Origin of the sequence: Paraburkholderia sp. MM6662-R1 (genome assembly GCF_050436245.1) — a bacterium.
Classification (GTDB): domain Bacteria; phylum Pseudomonadota; class Gammaproteobacteria; order Burkholderiales; family Burkholderiaceae; genus Paraburkholderia; species Paraburkholderia tuberum.
This window is the reverse complement of record NZ_JBNDLV010000002.1, coordinates 99,052-115,507: the sequence shown is the minus strand read 5'-3', so window position 1 is coordinate 115,507 and position 16,456 is coordinate 99,052. Positions and strand designations below refer to the sequence as shown.

The 16,456-nt window shown below is 59.2% G+C and carries 14 protein-coding genes and 1 pseudogene; 5 read left to right on the top strand and 10 right to left on the bottom strand.

Going from position 1 to position 16,456, the window contains the following annotated elements; genetic code table 11:
- Positions 1–3: 3 nt before the first annotated feature.
- Together OKW39_RS21550 and OKW39_RS21545 are read left to right on the top strand one after the other, a co-directional pair.
- Complete coding sequence (locus OKW39_RS21550; RefSeq protein ID WP_429563572.1) at positions 4–633, top strand: SDR family NAD(P)-dependent oxidoreductase; 630 nt, start codon at positions 4–6, stop codon at positions 631–633.
- 93 nt (positions 634–726) lie between these two features.
- Positions 727–1,008 (top strand): annotated as a pseudogene (locus tag OKW39_RS21545) (alcohol dehydrogenase catalytic domain-containing protein); the annotation flags it as partial.
- A 385-nt stretch (positions 1,009–1,393) separates the two neighbouring features.
- Here the strand turns inward: OKW39_RS21545 and OKW39_RS21540 are convergent.
- The 3 genes from OKW39_RS21540 to OKW39_RS21530 all read right to left on the bottom strand — a co-directional run bounded on the left by OKW39_RS21540 (position 1,394) and on the right by OKW39_RS21530 (position 3,141).
- Entirely contained in the window at positions 1,394–1,471 is a 78-nt protein-coding gene (locus OKW39_RS21540) for a DUF1272 domain-containing protein (RefSeq protein WP_429563727.1), read from the bottom strand.
- 118 nt (positions 1,472–1,589) lie between these two features.
- Positions 1,590–2,576, bottom strand: coding sequence for a GlxA family transcriptional regulator (locus tag OKW39_RS21535; protein ID WP_184032754.1), 987 nt, complete (start codon positions 2,574–2,576; stop codon positions 1,590–1,592).
- Between the two features lie 265 nt (positions 2,577–2,841).
- Complete coding sequence (locus OKW39_RS21530; RefSeq protein ID WP_429563571.1) at positions 2,842–3,141, bottom strand: hypothetical protein; 300 nt, start codon at positions 3,139–3,141, stop codon at positions 2,842–2,844.
- A gap of 288 nt (positions 3,142–3,429) precedes the next feature.
- Between OKW39_RS21530 and OKW39_RS21525 the strand changes: the two genes are divergently transcribed.
- Positions 3,430–4,566, top strand: coding sequence for an IS110 family transposase (locus OKW39_RS21525; RefSeq protein WP_429563570.1), 1,137 nt, complete (start codon positions 3,430–3,432; stop codon positions 4,564–4,566).
- A gap of 373 nt (positions 4,567–4,939) precedes the next feature.
- Here the strand turns inward: OKW39_RS21525 and OKW39_RS21520 are convergent, their stop codons facing one another.
- From OKW39_RS21520 to OKW39_RS21500, 5 genes are all read right to left on the bottom strand, one after another.
- The gene (locus OKW39_RS21520; protein WP_184032761.1) at positions 4,940–5,752 is read right to left on the bottom strand and encodes an isocitrate lyase/PEP mutase family protein; all 813 of its coding nucleotides are present in this window, start codon (positions 5,750–5,752) and stop codon (positions 4,940–4,942) included.
- A gap of 28 nt (positions 5,753–5,780) precedes the next feature.
- Positions 5,781–6,956, bottom strand: a complete 1,176-nt coding sequence (locus tag OKW39_RS21515; protein ID WP_106313501.1) for an MFS transporter — start codon at positions 6,954–6,956, stop codon at positions 5,781–5,783.
- Between the two features lie 125 nt (positions 6,957–7,081).
- The gene (locus tag OKW39_RS21510; RefSeq protein ID WP_184032763.1) at positions 7,082–8,560 is read right to left on the bottom strand and encodes an efflux transporter outer membrane subunit; all 1,479 of its coding nucleotides are present in this window, start codon (positions 8,558–8,560) and stop codon (positions 7,082–7,084) included.
- Positions 8,557–11,745 carry an efflux RND transporter permease subunit gene (locus OKW39_RS21505; RefSeq protein ID WP_184032765.1) on the bottom strand — a complete coding sequence of 1,063 codons (3,189 nt, stop codon included), beginning with the start codon at positions 11,743–11,745 and terminating at the stop codon, positions 8,557–8,559. Before OKW39_RS21505 ends, OKW39_RS21510 begins: the two co-directional genes overlap by 4 nt.
- The gene (locus OKW39_RS21500; protein WP_429563569.1) at positions 11,742–12,890 is read right to left on the bottom strand and encodes an efflux RND transporter periplasmic adaptor subunit; all 1,149 of its coding nucleotides are present in this window, start codon (positions 12,888–12,890) and stop codon (positions 11,742–11,744) included. Before OKW39_RS21500 ends, OKW39_RS21505 begins: the two co-directional genes overlap by 4 nt.
- Positions 12,891–13,268: 378 nt before the next feature.
- Between OKW39_RS21500 and OKW39_RS21495 the strand changes: the two genes are divergently transcribed.
- Positions 13,269–13,787 carry a winged helix-turn-helix transcriptional regulator gene (locus OKW39_RS21495; RefSeq protein ID WP_184032769.1) on the top strand — a complete coding sequence of 173 codons (519 nt, stop codon included), beginning with the start codon at positions 13,269–13,271 and terminating at the stop codon, positions 13,785–13,787.
- A 21-nt stretch (positions 13,788–13,808) separates the two neighbouring features.
- On the opposite strand, the gene OKW39_RS21490 is transcribed toward OKW39_RS21495, so the two are convergent.
- A complete protein-coding gene (locus OKW39_RS21490) occupies positions 13,809–14,711 on the bottom strand; it encodes a LysR family transcriptional regulator (protein WP_260330533.1) in 903 nt (300 codons plus the stop codon).
- Positions 14,712–14,844: 133 nt separating this feature from the next.
- Here OKW39_RS21490 and OKW39_RS21485 point away from each other — a divergent pair, with 133 nt between their 5' ends.
- Positions 14,845–15,348: a DUF1993 domain-containing protein gene (locus OKW39_RS21485; protein ID WP_184032773.1), complete on the top strand. Its 504-nt coding sequence runs from the start codon at positions 14,845–14,847 to the stop codon at positions 15,346–15,348.
- A 33-nt stretch (positions 15,349–15,381) separates the two neighbouring features.
- Here OKW39_RS21485 and OKW39_RS21480 read toward each other — a convergent pair whose 3' ends face one another.
- Positions 15,382–16,194, bottom strand: coding sequence for an IS5 family transposase (locus OKW39_RS21480; RefSeq protein ID WP_429349555.1), 813 nt, complete (start codon positions 16,192–16,194; stop codon positions 15,382–15,384).
- Positions 16,195–16,456 lie beyond the last annotated feature (262 nt).

Here is a 16,456-nt window from a genome sequence, read left to right as displayed (position 1 = left end):
AGCGTGTGGTGGCGAGTCGTTGGGAATGCACGCACCATAGCCGAATCGAATGATCCTGACTACATCACCGTCCCTGGTGATATCGGCAATCCTGAAATTGCACGGAAAGTCATCCATACCGCGCTCGACCGCTTCGGTCGCGTGGATACCTTAATCAACAACGCAGGAATCTGGCGTCCGGGAAGAATCGAAGATATCTCGGAAGAGACTTACCGCGAAGTAATGCGGACTAATCTCGACAGCGTGTTTTTCGCAACGCAAGCTGCAGTCCCGGCGATGAAGAAGCAAGGAGGTGGCCATATCGTCCAGATTTCGACCAGCCTCGTCGAGCATGCCCTGCAAACAGTTCCGGCGGTTGTTGCTTCACTCTCAAAGGGTGCCTGCGTTGCTGCTACGCGTGGTCTGGCCATGGAGTTGGCCTCGAGCAACATCCGCGTGAACGGAATCTCGCTCGGCATCGTGATCACGCCGCTTCACGATGGATCAAATCCGGAGGACCTGAAGTCGTTCTCTCCTTTGAACCGTAACGGCAAGATCGAAGACGTCGTTCGCGCGATGAACTACCTCGAAGATGCCGACTACGTCACTGGCGAAATCCACTATGTCGACGGCGGTCGCACTGCCGGCCACTAGCCCGAAGCGTTCGGAGGCGCCCCCGCGCGCTTCCGACGCGACACCTTCAGCGACAGCGCTCATGGCGCGCCACTACATGAAAGGAATTTTCCGGTGAAAGCACTTCAACTCACCGCTTACGGCGACCCCAAAAACGTGATCAAGCTGGTCGAGCAGCCAGAATTCGGCCCATTGGCAGCCGATGAGTGGATTATCGACATGGAAGCCGTGCCGGTCTCGCCGACCGATCAGTACATCATTGCGGGCATCTATGGCGAACTGCCGCCACTCCCTCACGGTTTAGGATGCGAGGGCGTCGGGCGCGTGTCCGCAGTAGGAAGCTGCGTTACACACGTCAAGGTGGGCGATCGAGTCATCGCGCCCATGCTTCAGAACACAACCTGGTCAACCCGCATCAAGACCAACGAGACGTGGCAGCGGGCTCTGCCCGAAGGTGATCTTGGCCAGATGGCTCAAGTCGGTATGAACCCCATTACTGCCTTTCTGATCCTGACTGAGTTCAAGACGTTGAAAGCTGGTGATTGGGTGATCTCCAGCCGGGAAGCTCTTCACAGAGCCGCCGGTACTCTATGCCGTCACAATTCCAGGGGCCGCAGGTGTTTTGACCGCTTTCATCGCGGAACTAGCGATTTCGTTTCTCCTCATGATCGCAATCTTGATTTTCGTCGGCTCTCCCCGACTGATCCGCTTCACTGGAATCGCAGTAGGCACATTGATTGCGTTCTTTATTCTCGTAGAAACCCCTCTCTCTGGACTTATGTCATTCGTAAGAGCAAGTCCGTGCTTGCGTCGTCTCTTTCTCTAGGTCGGTTCCGCAGCGTTCACACGAACTCTTCATTTGCAACATAGACCACTCCTATCCTCAAAGCACACCGTACCGTCTGAATCATGAAACCGAGTATCGCTATGAACCTCGTCATTGAGCGTCTTTCTATGAAGCTGCGACGTTTTGCAATTCAGCTGATTGAAACATGCCGAGCCATGCCAAACCTTCGACGATAGTCTTTCGGCGTCATCGTGAGTTGTTGACTGAATGCTCTGCGAAGTGACAGTTCGTCGCGGAAGCCGGTCAGTCTTGCGATCGCCTTCACTGGCAGATCGTCGGTCGTAAGGTACACACAAGCTGCCTCCACTCGAATCTTCTGAACCCAACGTGCCGGAGTCGTCTTGAAGTGCAACTCAAACTGACGAGCGAACGTTCGTGGTGTCATGGCGACCGCCTTTGCCATCGTGTTGACATCCAGCTTTTGCGTTAGGCGTGATTGTGCCCATGCGGGCAGGTCGCGAAGGCGTGTACCGCTGACGTCAGCCTGTTGGGCAAGAAGCGTGCTGTACTGCGATTCATGACTAGGGCGACGGACGTAGAGAACCATCGTATGAGCGATTGCAGCAACCTGTTGGTGTCCGAGATCTTCTTCAACGATAGAGAGTGCCAGATCTATCCCTGCCGTTACGCCGGCCGTGGAGTAGACTTTCCCGTCTTTGTGAAAAATCTTGTCCTTATCGACTTTCAGTTTCGGGAAGAGCTGGGCAAGCTTTGCTGCGTGATGCCAATGGGTAGTTACACGCTTCCCGTCAAGTAGGCCTGTGGGAGCCAAAACAAACGCCCCGGTACAGACAGAAACGAGACGGCGTGTTTGGGATGCACGTCTACGCACCCATTGAATCAAGTCCGGCGAAACCTCAGCAAATGCACTGATACCTCCGACGACCACAAGTGTGTCAATTGGACCTGTGTACTCGGAGTAGGGGATGCAGTCAGCAAGCGTGATTCCACCCGAACCGTGGACGACTTGGGTCGGCTGAGTCGAGAGGATCTTGGTCGCGTACACAGACTTCCCATCAACTCGCGGGTAGGAGAAGACCGTAGAAATGGAAATCAAGTTGATCAGATCAGCGGGCGATCCAACCAGAAATGCGACTACCTTCGTGCGAGTGGGCATAGCGTTACCTCAAACCAGCGCGCATAGCTTCATGCATAGCGCGTCGCGGTTTTTTAACTTTCGGGGTGTAGTAGGGCACAGGATCTGAAGCCTCAATGACAGGCCGCTTCTTGGGCGACAGATCTTTCAGATAAGCGGTGAATGCCTTTAGCCTTGCAGGGCGCAGCGAATCGCCCCTGCTGCGCGAGGCGCTGCCCCAGCTCAGCCAGATAGCGCGCGGCATCGGCATGGACCTGCAAGGCGCGATCGTTAGTCTGGACGGCGTCTACGACTGCCGGGCCAACCGCAAGGCAATTATCAATCGCGGCATGGTTCCCAACATTCCCGAGAAGCCGCGTGGACGCAAAAGCTCAAAGGCGGTCGTAAGCGACGCTTCGATCCGGCGATCTTTGAAGAGCGCTTTCGCACCATTGAGCGCGTGTTCGCCTGGGAAGATAAATTTCACCGTCTGCTGCTGCGCTTCGAACGCATCAGTGACGTGCACTACGCCTTCAAGACGCGAGCCTATACGATGATCAATCTGCGCCACTACTGCTGAGCGCCATAGCAGGGTCACGCAGTTCATCAATGGCGCAGAGCGCTAGAATAGTCACGTCACATCCATTCACATTCCTGATGGGAATATCCAATTGAACAACCCAATAGCCGCCATTTACCGCAACTATTTATCCTGCTTCGCAGGTTCGTGAATGCCGCCGGTATCCGGCAATGCCGCACAGCCACGAAACTAGTCAGTATGACTCCGTGAGGTGGTGGCTGGCCTGCGGGTGAATCAAACGCGGGTTAGCATCTCTGCCAGAGCCGCACGATGTGGACAGTGCCACATCCGGCAACTTCCACCACGGAGGCCAGCATGGAAAACGATAGCACACTGTACGTAGGGCTCGACGTTCACAAGGACTCGATCACGGTGGCCTATGCGCTCGGCACGGGTGAGGTTGAACTGCTCGGCAAGATTGGTACGACGAAGACGGATATCGATCGCCTGTGCAAGCGTCTTCAATCGAAAGCGCGACGCGTATGCGTAGTCTACGAAGCAGGGCCATGCGGTTACGGGCTTTACCGGCAACTGACAGAAAAAGGGTTCGACTGCATGGTCTGTGCACCGTCACTGATCCCGAAGAAACCAGGCGAGCGTGTCAAGACGGATCGGCGTGACGCGATCAAGCTGGTACGAGCGTTACGGGCGGGTGACCTGTCGGCCGTGTATGTTCCTGGCGTCGAAGATGAAGCATTCAGGGACCTGGCCCGTGCGTGGGCTGCTGCCAAAGACGACCTGAAGCAGGCCCGGCAGCGGCTGAAGTCATTTCTGCTACTGCACGGTGTGCGCTATACCGGCAGCGCCAACTGGGGACCGGCTCATCAACGCTGGTTGAGTACGCATTCATTTGCAAACGAATGGCAGCAGTTTGCGTTCGAAGAACATCGACGCACGATCGAAGACCGGCTAACGCAATGCGAACGTCTCGAGAAAGCGCTGCGTGAGGCCGCAGTCAACTGGCGCTTCTATCCAGCCATACTCGGCTTGCAGGCGATGCGCGGCATCCAGTTCACCACTGCGGTGAGCGTGATCGCCGAACTCGGGGATCTTTCGCGCTTTGAACACCCACGGCAGCTGATGGCATGGCTTGGCGTTACGCCCTCCGAACACTCATCCGGTAACAAACGACGCCAGGGCAGCATCACCAAGAACGGCAACAGCTATGCGAGAAAATTGCTTGTCGAAGCGGCCTGGAGTTATCGGCACCTCGCCCGCGTGAGTCCCGAGATCCAGCGCCGGCACGAAGGCATCCCGAAACCCATTGTTGATCGTGCCTGGGACGCGCAGGTGCGGCTGTGCCGACGCTACCGGAAGCTCGTCGCGCGTGGCAAGGACCGGAACATCGCGGTGATCGCGGTCGCCCGCGAACTTAGCGGGTTCATCTGGGACATCAGCCAGCTCGCGATGTCGCTTGCCATACCTACGCCGAACAAAGTACTCACGGCGTGACGCGACACCTGAGACACCCTTACCCCTTGACCACCAGAAGGAGTTTCCTGAAGGCGGCGTAGCCCGGCACACGAGTAACCCGCGAGGTTGCTACGCAACGGATCTCATCCGACTTGCGGAACTAGATAGCGGCAGGCTCATTGGGCGGACCTCTGTAATGCGGTACCCAACCCGCGGATATCAGCGTGATCCACCGTCGAGACGTACTGCTACGTCGCCCTCAGAAAATTCCGCATAACCTGCCATTTGGAAACTGAAAAAACAATCCCGATTGACACACGGAGTCATATCAGCAACCAGTTGCCTGTGTGTTCAGTAGTGAAAGAAGTTCGAGCGGACGTCGACGATCGAACCTTCGCGATACGTCTCTCGCTCATCGCTTGATCAGTCCGGCGAAAAGGTTCTGGATTTCGGAGTACGGCAAGGGATTGCTAGCGAGCGTTTCGGAACGACCGTCGTTCAGAAAGTCCTGCGCGAGGGCCTTCGCCTTGCCGAGCACGACCTGCGAGATGCCGCTGCCCGCGCTCAACCGGCGCACGCCGAGCTTGCCGAGCGCCACTGCATCGGCGAGTCCTGGCACGGCCATGACGTTAAGAGGCAAACGCGTCGCGCCCGCAATCGTTTCGATATCGGATGACTGCACGAGGGCCGGCAGGAAAAGTCCATCCGCGCCGGCCGATGCATATAGATTGCCGCGAGCAATCGACTCTTCGGCTTGTTTGGATTTTTCAGCGAGGCCCGCAAGAAAGACGTCGGAGCGTGCGTTGACGAAGAGATCCGAACCCGACATCACAAGCGCATCCTTGATCGCCTCGATCTTCAAGGCGAGAAGCGATGCCGGATCTAAGCCATCTTCGATATTGATGCCGGCGATGCCGAGATCCACCAGTCGCATGACATGGTCCGCAACGGTCTTTGGATCGTCCGAATAGCCATTCTCGACATCGACCGACAAGGGCACGTTCAGCACGCGGACGATACGCCGAACAGAAGCAACGACCTCATCGAAAGGAAGTAGGCGGCCGTCCGGATAACCCAATGCCCACGCAAAGCCGGCGCTTGTCGTGGCAATGGCGGGTGCACCCAGCGATTCAATGAGACGTGCACTTCCGGCATCCCACGCGTTCGGCAAGCGGAGCGGGACCGAATTATCGTGCAACTGACGGAATGTATTTACGTTAGACATTGCTTTTTCCTTGAACGGAAATGGAAACTCAAGCCGCTACAGCGTCTTTTGCTGTTTTTGCAAACGATGCGATGCGGCGCGTCGCGAGCCCGGAGACAAGGATCGCGATGACCACGGGAATGCTGGAGAGGTAGCCGAGGTTATGGCTGCCGATGACCGGGATCACAGCAGCACCGAGCGCCCCAGCGATTGACACACCTACATAAGTCGCAGAAGTGTTGAGACCGACGAGCACAGCCGTCATCGGCGGATTCAGGCTTGCGAGACGGAACTGTTGCGGTACCAGCACACCCCATGCACAAGCGCCCCATATCGTCACCGCAATCGCTGCACTCCAAAGATGTGCGCCGGTGATCGGCATGGTGAGGATGACGATTGCGACGATGGAGAGCTTGATCAGCACGACTTTGTGCGAACCGATCTTGTCTAGTATCCGTCCTGTCAGCAGATTCGAGAAGGTTCCTGCCAGTCCCCAGAGGACAAGCAATCCACCCAGCACCAGGGCGCTGTGGCCGACCGCACGATCGAACACAACGGAGAAGTAGCTAAAGATGATGAAGGTGCCGATCTGTGCAAGCACAGTCGTCGTGAGCGTGAGTCCGACGCGCGAGTCCGTCAGGGGAGACAGGCGCTCACGCAGCGAGATGGCCGGCGGCAACGGCACGTCAGGCAGGAATGCCACGATACCGGCGAACGCGGCTGCACCGAGCGCGGCAACGAGCACCAGCGTCCAGTGCCAGCTCGCGAGCCCGCCGATCACGGCACCTATGGGCGAACCCAGCGCGGTAGCGGTCGTCAGTCCCGCCACGATGATGGACAACGCGTACCCGCGACGCTCCGGCGGCACCAGTGACGCGCCCGTTCCGCTGGCAGTCGGCGAGAACATCGCTGCACCAAGGCCTGCGAAAGCGCGCGTGGCCAATGCGATGCCGAGATTCGGCGCCACGATAGTGCCGAGATTGGCGATGACGAACAATCCGATGCCGCTGAGCAGCAGACGCTTGCGTGGAACGTTCGCAGCAAGCGCTGCTATGGTCGGACCGAGCAGGGCATAGCTCAGCGCGTAGACGCTGATCAGTTGGCCAGCAGCGCCGATGCTGACGCCAAACGAGTGCGCGATTTCAGGCAGGATGCCAGCGAAAACAAAGCTGTCGGTGCCCAGCGCAAACATACCGAGTGAGAGTGTTAGAAGGCGGCGATCCATGTCGGCTTCTCCAGAAAGATTACGAATTAAGTCTCGTGATGAAACTATAGGGAAACCGACTGCATCGCACTACGAGCCGAAAGCAGGAAGCTGTTCCCCATAAACCGGTTAAGTCGTGCGCCGGGTCACTTCGTCTGCGCGAGGTGCTGATGCGAGGCGTCCCATCCGCCACCGAGCGAGCGGAACGTTCTCACCGCGGCGCGGGCAGCGTCTGCCTTCGTCGCATCGAGATCGTCGCGCGCATCGAGCAGTTGCCGGTCGGCGTCGAGCACATCGGTGAGCGTGATCGAACCCGCGCGATACGCTTTCTCCGACAGATCGCGCGCCTTCGTCAACGCGGCGACTTCCTGTTCAATTTCCTGCGCGCGAATCTCTGTTTGCGAAAGCGTCATCAACGCGTCTTCGACGTCTTCGGTTGCCTTGAGGGCGGCCTCCCGATACTCCGCCAACGCTTCCGCATAAGCGCCGCGCGCATTCTTGACCTCGGCGTCCACCTTGCCGAAATCGAACAGACGCCACTGCAGCGCACCCGTGCCGATTGGCTGGAACGACTTCGCGCTAAGAAAGTGACTGGCTGAAATGCTGTCGAATCCCAGGGCGCCCGAGAGCGAAATCTTCGGGTAGTAATCGGCAATTGCTGCGCCGATCGCTTCGTTGGAAGCCGCCAGGTGGCGTTCGGCAGCGATGATGTCCGGGCGCCGCCGCAGCACGTCGACGGGTTGATCCGCGCTGCCGATGGCGGGCACGTCCGGAATCACACCCGCGTTCGTGCCGAGTTCTGCCGCAAAGGTCCCCGGCTGGGCGCCCATCAGCACATCGAGCCGGTTCAATTGCGCTTCGAGCGACACGCGCAAGCTCGGAACGGTGGCACGTGCCTGAAGCAACAGGGCTTCAGCCTGCGCCACCTCGCGTTCATCCGATGCGCCCGCCTGTTTACGCGCTTTCACGAGTTCCAGCAGACGCGCATCGGTATCGACCTGGTCCTGGGTGACGGCCAGTTGCGCCTGCAGCGCTCTGATTTGCAGGTAAGCGTCGGCTGCGTCGGCGGCAACCGTCACGCGCGTGCCGAGTTGAGAGGCCTCGGCGGCCTGCTCTTCGTCGGTGGCCGCCGCATGCGCGCGCCGCAGGCCGCCCGCCAGATCGATTTCCCAGCTTGCCGTTGCACCGGCGACATACTCCTTCTGGTCGCGGCTGTAGTTGGGAAACGCGCTCGCAATCGTGCCAAGCGGACTTTGTGTGCTCTGGTGTAATGCCGTGTACGACCCATTGGCATCGACTGTCGGAAGCAGGCGGGCGCCGGCCGCCTGAGCCGCGGCGCGTGATTGCGCGACGCGTGCGATCGCAGCCTGGAGGCTCAGGTTTTGATCCAGCGCCCGTTGCACCACCTTGACCAGTTCGGGATCATTGAAGCCCTTCCACCAGCTATCGAGGTTCGGGGCGGGCAACGTCGTTTGCCGGTCGGCGACGACCTTCGCGTTGTGAAACGGCGCCATCTCGGTGTGAGGCGCAACGTAGTCGGGCCCGACCGCACAGCCCGCAAGCATTGCGCTGACAATCAGACTGCCGGTGATCGCTTTCGAAGTTCTGGATACGAAGCCGTTCATTCCACTTCTCCACTACCGAGTTTCCGCAAAACAGGCGCGCTCTTGATGCCGAGTTTGCGAACGAAGGCGTAAAACGCAGGGGTGAATGCGAGCCCGAAGAGCGTCACGCCGAGCATGCCGAAGAACACCGTTGTGCCGAGCGATTGCCGCATTTCCGAGCCGGCGCCGCTGGCAATGGCGAGCGGTGCCACGCCCGCGATAAACGCAAACGACGTCATCAGGATAGGACGCAACCGCACATGTGCCGCATGGGTGGCGGCGTCCTCCGCGTCGACACCGTCTTCCTCCTGGCGCTGTCTGGCGAACTCGACGATGAGAATGGCGTTCTTCGCGGCCAGTCCGACGAGCACCACGAAGCCGATCTGCGCAAGAATGTCGATCGGCATGCCGCGCACGTTCAGACCGATCGCTGCGGCGAGCAGACACATCGGCACGATCAGCACGATCGCGAGAGGCGTCTTCCAGCTTTCATACTGCGCAGCAAGCACGAGGAACACGAACAGTGCCGAGGCAGCAAAGATCACGAGCGGCGACATGGTCTGCTCTTTCTGCTGGTGAGCGAGATCGGTCCATTCGTATGTGATGCCGTTCGGAAGCACCTGCGCTGCGAGCTGTTCCATGTGCTGGATGGCGTCGCCCGACGAATATCCGGGACCGGCTGCACCCATGATTTCCGCTGCGGGATACATGTTGTAGCGCGGCACGCGATACGGCTGGGTCGTGTTTTTGAACGTCGCTACGCTGCTGATCGGCACCATATCGCCAGTCGAGTTGCGCACCTTGAGCCGTCCGATGTCTTCGGGTGTCCGGCGGAATGCTTCATCGCCCTGAACGCGTACCTGGTACGTGCGGCCCATGAAGTTGAAGTCGTTCACGTACTGCGAGCCAAGGTATAGATCCATCGTGGAGAACACATCGGTGGGCGTGAGCCCGATCTTTTCCGCCTTCAGGCGGTCAATGTCCGCATAGACTGATGGCGCGCCCGCGTTGTAAAGCGTGAAGACACCACCGAATACCTTGTCCTTGTTGGCTGCAGCCACGAGCGCACGTGACGCGTCGGCGAGCGCTTGCGGGCCGAGTCCGCCACGGTCTTCCAGCATCAGCTTGAAGCCGCCTGCCGCGCCCAGCCCTTGCACGGGCGGCGGATTGATCACGATGACCACCGCATCCTTGACACCCGCGACACGCTTGCGGAGTTCGACCAGCATCGACGCCGCATTGACGCCGGGGACATGCTTGCCATACAGCGAAGGCAGCCCGTAGAAAAGCGTGCCGACGTTGGGCGCAATCGTGCCCGTCGTGACGTCGAGGCCCGACACAGGCGACGTGTGTGTTACGCCCTTGAGTCCGGGCGTATCGAGCACGATGTCGTTGATTTCGCGAATCACCTTGTCGGTGCGTTCGAGACTGGCGCCCGGAGGAAGGAACGCAATTACCGCCTGATAGCCGATGTCCTGTTCCGGAATGAAGCCGGTCGGCATTCTCGACATCTGCAACGCAGTTGCCCCAATCAGGCCCACGTAGACGATCAGCATCACGGTGGTCGCACGCACGGCGCGGCCCGTCATCCTTCCGTAGCGCGACGACAGCCATTCGAACGACGCATTGAACCGGCCGAAAATCGCGTGATGGAGGCGCCCCATCGCGGTCGATCCGCCGCGGGACTTTTCCATCTCGTGCGGCTTGAGAAGCACCGCACACAGAGCCGGGCTCAGCGTAAGCGAGACGAAGCACGAGATGACGGTGGACGCGGCGATCGTAATCGCGAACTGCTTGAAGAACAGCCCCGAGATGCCGGACATCAGCGCAGTGGGGCCGAACACCGCACACAATGTGAGGGCGATGGCGATAATGGCCGTCGAAACCTCGTTCATCGTTCGATGAGCGGCTTCTTTCGGCGACATGCCGAGCGCCATGTTCCGTTCGACGTTCTCGACCACGACGATCGCATCGTCCACGACAATCCCGACGGCCAGAACGAGTCCGAACAACGAAAGGTTATTGATGGACGCGCCGAACAGCGAAAGGATCGCGAACGTACCGACCAGAGACACCGGAATCGCGACAACCGGGATGATCGTGGCGCGCCAGTTCTGCAGGAACAGATACACCACACCAACCACCAGCAGAATCGCAATGCCGATGGTTTTCGCGACCTCTTCGATCGATTGGGATACGAAGGTAGTCGGGTCGTAGATCTTGATGTAGTCGACGCCGGGCGGGAAGCTCTTCTTCAGCTCGGCCATTTTGGCCCACACGTCGTGCTCGACCTGCACCACGTTTGCATCGGGCGTGGCAATGACGAACCACGGCGTGGCGGCATACCTGTCAGCGTAAGCTTTGGAGCCGTAGTCCACCGAGCCGAGCTCCACACGGCCGATATCGCGAATGCGCGTCAGACGTCCCTGCGTATCGGACTTGACGACGACGTCGCCAAACTGTTCGGGTGTCGTCAGACGGCCAAGCGCGTCGATATTGATCTGATAGGCACCTGTGCCATTGTTCGATACAGGCGGCTGGTTGAGCACACCTGCCGAGACGGCGGCGTTCTGCGCGCGAAGCGCTGCCAGTATTTCATTCGCGCTGATGTTGTACGAGGCTGCCTTGTCCGGATCGATCCAGATGCGCATCGCGTACTGCCGTTCGCCGAACAACTGAAAGTCCGACACGCCCGGCAGACGCGCGATCTGATCGCGGACCTTGAGCATGTAATTCGACAAGTATTCAGGGCTGCGCGAGCCGTCGGGTGAATACACGTGAACGCCGAGCAGCAGCGCCTGGATAGTCTTTTTCACCTGGACGCCCTGCAACTGCACTTCGGCAGGCAGGCGCGACAGCGTGTCTTCGACGCGGCTACGTGTCAGCAAAAGCGCGGTATTCGGATCGGTTCCGACCTTGAAGATCACCGTGATCGTCAACTGACCGTTGCTGGTCGACTGGCTCGAAATGTAATCCATGTTCTCGACGCCATTGACGGACTGCTCGAGCGGCGTGGCGACCGTGCGTGCAATCGTGTCGGCCGATGCACCGGGGTACGAAGTCGTGATCTGAATGGTCGTGGGAACGATGTTCGGATATTGAGCGACGGGCAGCTTCACCATGGTTGCCAGACCGATCAACACCGCGAATATGTTGAGCACCGCCGCAAAGCGCGGGTGCTCGATAAAGAAGTGAGTCAGTTTCATGATTCGGCTCCTTGGCCACCGTGCTCCGCCGAGAACTGAATCGCTCCCGCGCGGGGAGAAATCTTCGCGCCGGGACGAACAGAAGGAATGCCGTCGATTACGACCCGGTCGGTCGCGGCAAGTCCGGATCGGATGACGCGCAGGCCACCTCGAAGGTCGCCGATCTCGACTTTTCGGGGCGAGGCCACGTTATCGTCTCCGACGACGTAGACCATGTGGTCCGTTTGATCCTGGAGTACGGCGGCATCGGGGACGAGCAATGCCGGTTGCGGTGCAGTCGTCGCCAGCCGCAGGCGTGCGAAGCCACCGGGTGTCAACGACAGGTCGCTATTGGGAATCGTTGCGCGGGCATGAATCGTTCCGCTCGAACGATCGAGCGTGTTGTCGATAAAGTTGAGGGTGCCGGTGCGCGCATAGTCGCTGTCGCCTGTCGGCGAAATCTTCACTGCGTCTGCGAGTGGTCCTTTCTGGTTTCCACGAGAACGCTGGAAGGCGGCGTAGTCGTTTTCGCTAATGTCGAAATCCAGGTAGATCGGGTCCAGCGAAACGATGGTCGCGAGCAGCGTCGTGGGGCCGCCGCCGGCGCGGCTGCCGGATACCAGATTGCCCGTCGAGACGAGGTGTGTGCCGATGCGCCCGGTAAACGGTGCCGTGATCTTGCAGCGATCCAGGTCGAACCGGGCGTCGCGAACGAGTGCATTGGCGTTGTCGACAGCCGCTTGAGCGGCACGTTGTTCAGCGACTTTCTGATCGACGTTCTCGACCGTGCCCGCCTCAGAACGCTGCAGTTCCTGCGCGCGGGCAAGCTCGCGCGTGGCGAGCGCCAGCCGCGCATTCGCGGATTCGAGTCCGGCCGTCGCCTGGCTCAGCTTGATCTGATACGGCTCAGGATCGATCTCGAACAGGACGTCGCCTTTATGCACGATGTCGCCGTCCTTGAAATTGATCTGCACGAGCGTGCCGCCGACCTGCGCGCGCAAGTCGACTCGATTGACGGCCGAGAACTGGCCGAGAAAGCCGAGCCGCCCTTCGATATCACGCTGCAACGGTGCGCTGACAGCAACCGACGGAGGCGGCGGTGCGGCAACGGGCGCTGCACTCGACCAGTGCATGTGAGCTGCCGTGGCCGCGATCGCGACGATCACCGCGGCTGCGACACCTTTGCCGACCCATCGAAGCGGGCCGGAGGGCGCCGGGTTGGCGGGAGTCGTAACGCTCGTCTCGGCCTGATCAATTTCAGTATTCATCGCATTCCTAATTATGGGAGCAGGCTATACAACATAGGGTTGTGGCCCAACTCGCCCGTCAGATGATCAATCTTTGCTCTCTCGTATGAAGAAAGCCGCGTAGTCCAGAATCTGGCCGCGTTCCTGGGAGGCTTCTCCGTGAACGACTGCCGGCTAAGTTTCGTGACGCAACTATAGGCAACGCCGTTGCGTCACACTACTGGGCGAAACCGGGAAGCTGTTCCCCACAATCCGGTTAAGTTGCGTGACGAAACTTGCGCTAGGATATGCTCCATCATGTATAGAAAACGCTTCGATGGAATGGACTGTTCGATTGCTCGCGCCCTTGACGAGGTGGGCGAGTGGTGGACGCTGCTGATCGTTCGCGAGTGTACGCAAGGCAGCAGGCGCTTCGACGAATTTCAGAGCGGGCTCGGTATCGCCCGCAATGTCCTCACGGCCCGGCTGGAACGTTTGATCGAACTGGATATCCTTGAACGTTTCCCGGTCGCGGAACGCGCGAACACGTTTGGTTACCGTTTGACCTCGAAAGGGGCGGATTTATACCCGGTGCTGGTCGCGCTCATGCAATGGGGAGACAAGTGGCTAAGGCCAAATGGAAAGCCGCCGATCACCTTGGTGGAGCATGCAAGCGGGAGTCCCGTGGAGGCCGTCGAAGTACGCGCGACGGGCGGGCAGGCGCTGACATACCGGGACGTGCGGTTCGCTGCCGGTCCGGGTGCAACGAAGGCGACGCGGGGCGTTATCGAGAACCGGAATGATCGGGTACTCGGTGACGAGAGCGACGAGTCGTGAACGAAGGGAATCGAGAGATCGCTAGTGCCGCTTCTGCTTGCCGAATCGGGAGAGCGATTGCCTAAGTTTGGGTGCCGCGAAGTCGATGAAATGCCGCAGTTTGATGGCCATCAGATTTCTGGACACATGAACCAGATGGACCGGCACGGGCTCGATCTCGAACTGTGGCAGGAGTATCTCGAGCTGCCCGTTACGGAGCGCTTCATCGGCATCGTGCTCGAAGACGTAGGTGATGCCTGCGTTGTCCACGGCGGCGCTGACGGCAGCGTCGGGTGTCGTGACCTCGAGCCGGGGTTTCACGCCGAGGACATAGATCTTGCTCGTCGCGGGAAGGCGGAAGCGCCAGGGCGACAGATACGGGCTATTGAACACGACGCACGAGTACTTCACGAGATCGTCGGGTTCGCGCGGCGGCGTATGGTTGGCAAGGAAGGCGGGACTCGCGCAGACGATCGGGCGCAATGAGCCGATGCGCGTGGCGATCATGCTGCTATCCGCAAGTTCTCCGATCCGCAAGGCGAGGTCGGCGTGCGAATCAATGAGATCGATGTTTCGATCGGAGAGAAGGAGCCGAACGGTGATGTCCGGATACTGCGCGAGGAACTGATTGATGACGGGCAAGACATGCAGACGGCCAAGTTGCATGGGCGCAGTCACTACCAACTCGCCTTTCGCGGTCGCGAACTCGCCCGTGGCCTCGTGCTCCTGTTCACGCACGAGGTCGAGAATGCGCCGTGCCGCCGCGACGTATGACATGCCCGCGTCGGTCAATGTGAGTTTTCGCGTGGTTCGTATCAGCAGCCGAGTTCCGAGCAACTCCTCAAGATCGGCGACCTTACGAGTGAGTGTGCTGACAGGAATCTTGAGTTCGCGCGCTGCTGCCGACAGGCTTCCTCTGTCCACGGCGGTCAGCAGCATTTCCATGGCTTCTAGTCGGTCCAACGCGTTCGCTCACGTGGGGATAAGGTCGCAGTATTGTATGTGAAGTTTCCACGCACAAGCTGAAACGGTCGTATCAAAGCATGAGTTGGCGAAAAACATCTCCCTGGAGAATCCGATGTATGCAGAGGCTATTGCGCAATGCGTGCAAGCAGTAAAGACAATCGAGACTTATCTCGACAAGGCTGAGCGCCACGCGAATGCAAAGAAGTTCGATGTTGCCGTGCTGTTGTCGACCCGTCTCGCTCCCGACATGGGCGGGCTGCTCTATCAGATACAAAGCGCTTGCGACTATCTGAAAGGCGGAGCCGCCTGGCTTTCAGGACAGCAGCCGCCGCGGCATGAAGACAATGAGCAGACGCTTGATGAAGCACGTGCGCGCATCCGCAAGGCGATCGACTTTGCTGAAAGCGTGGCGGTAGACCGGTACGCTGACGCCGCCAGTCAGATCGTAAAAGTATCCTGGGTGCCGGGTAAGCTGACTGGCGAAAACTATTTGCTGCAGATCGTGATCCCGAACATCTACTTCCACGTAGCCATGGCTTACGCGATTATGCGCACGAATGGCGTCGATCTCAAGAAGTTGGATTTCGTTGGCCCGGTCAATGCCTTCGATGCCTGATTCGTGGGCAGCCCGAGTCGTTGCTAGACGGTGTTAGGAACTTCGAAGTACTGGGATTGCATGGACAAGCATAAGCATGGCGAAGACGACAAAATGCAGACCTGCGAGTGTTTCGGGCAAGCGTTCGTAGTCACGAGCGAGGCGTCGAAAGCGGTTGAGCCATCCGAAGCTGCGCTCGACTACCCATCGACGTGGCAACAGCACGAAACCCTTTTTCGCTTCATCGAGCTTGACCACCTGGAGATCAATTCCCTGAGCGCGCGCGGCCTGCGCAGGAGCTTCGCCCGTGTAACCCTGATCGGCAAAGGCCACTTTCACGGTTTCTCCCGTTGCCTGCTGCACCTGGCGCGCCAGCTCTGCCACCTGTGCGCGCTCCTGCTCGTTGGCCGGCGTCACGTGTACGGCGAGCAACTGACCCAGCGTGTCGACCGCCATATGCACCTTGCTGCCACGCTTGCGCTTGTAGCCGTCATAGCCTGCGCGTGGACCGCTCTCACATGTCGATTGCATCGTACGGCCATCAAGGATCACCGCGCTGGGCTGCCCCCGCCGCCCCTGCGCGACACGGATAATCGAACGAAGATCACTCACCATGCACTCGAAACAGCCGGCCGCCAGCCATCGTTGCGTCTGCTGGTACACGAGTTCCCACGGCGGAAAGTTGGTCGGCAGCATTCGCCACGCAGCCCCAGCGCGAGCCATCCAGCGCAACGCATTGAACATCTCGCGCAACTCGTATTTACGCTGTGGTGCACTCTCATCCATCAACGTCAGATACGCTGCTACGAAGCTCCATTCTTCGTCTGACACGTCTGTCGGGTACGCTTTACGTTTCTCTCTTGTCATCCCTCCAGGGGTGATATGACTTCTCGTGTCAATATGATCGGTTCTGTGTTTTCGATGTTTGAATTTCCTGAGGGCGACGTAGCAGTAAATCTCGACGGTGGATCAAGCTGATATCCGCGGATTGGCTACCGCATTACAGATGTCCGCCCAATGAGCCTTCCGCTACCTACCACCGCAATTCGGATGAGATCCGTTGCCTACCCTGGTCGCGGGTTACTCGTGTGCCGGGCTACGCCGCCTTCAGGAAACTCCTGCACGTGTC

What these genes read in the sequence shown, in the direction of transcription:
- OKW39_RS21525 (WP_429563570.1), top strand. Translation starts at nt 3,430, where the DNA reads ATGGAAAACGATAGCACACTGTACGTAGGGCTCGACGTTCACAAGGAC.
- OKW39_RS21510 (WP_184032763.1), bottom strand. Translation starts at nt 8,560, where the DNA reads ATGAACGGCTTCGTATCCAGAACTTCGAAAGCGATCACCGGCAGTCTG.
- OKW39_RS21485 (WP_184032773.1), top strand. Translation starts at nt 14,845, where the DNA reads ATGTATGCAGAGGCTATTGCGCAATGCGTGCAAGCAGTAAAGACAATC.
- OKW39_RS21505 (WP_184032765.1), bottom strand. Translation starts at nt 11,745, where the DNA reads ATGAAACTGACTCACTTCTTTATCGAGCACCCGCGCTTTGCGGCGGTG.
- OKW39_RS21530 (WP_429563571.1), bottom strand. Translation starts at nt 3,141, where the DNA reads ATGAACTGCGTGACCCTGCTATGGCGCTCAGCAGTAGTGGCGCAGATT.
- OKW39_RS21520 (WP_184032761.1), bottom strand. Translation starts at nt 5,752, where the DNA reads ATGTCTAACGTAAATACATTCCGTCAGTTGCACGATAATTCGGTCCCG.
- OKW39_RS21540 (WP_429563727.1), bottom strand. Translation starts at nt 1,471, where the DNA reads ATGAAGAGTTCGTGTGAACGCTGCGGAACCGACCTAGAGAAAGAGACG.
- OKW39_RS21495 (WP_184032769.1), top strand. Translation starts at nt 13,269, where the DNA reads ATGTATAGAAAACGCTTCGATGGAATGGACTGTTCGATTGCTCGCGCC.
- OKW39_RS21490 (WP_260330533.1), bottom strand. Translation starts at nt 14,711, where the DNA reads ATGGAAATGCTGCTGACCGCCGTGGACAGAGGAAGCCTGTCGGCAGCA.
- OKW39_RS21515 (WP_106313501.1), bottom strand. Translation starts at nt 6,956, where the DNA reads ATGGATCGCCGCCTTCTAACACTCTCACTCGGTATGTTTGCGCTGGGC.
- OKW39_RS21480 (WP_429349555.1), bottom strand. Translation starts at nt 16,194, where the DNA reads ATGACAAGAGAGAAACGTAAAGCGTACCCGACAGACGTGTCAGACGAA.
- OKW39_RS21535 (WP_184032754.1), bottom strand. Translation starts at nt 2,576, where the DNA reads ATGCCCACTCGCACGAAGGTAGTCGCATTTCTGGTTGGATCGCCCGCT.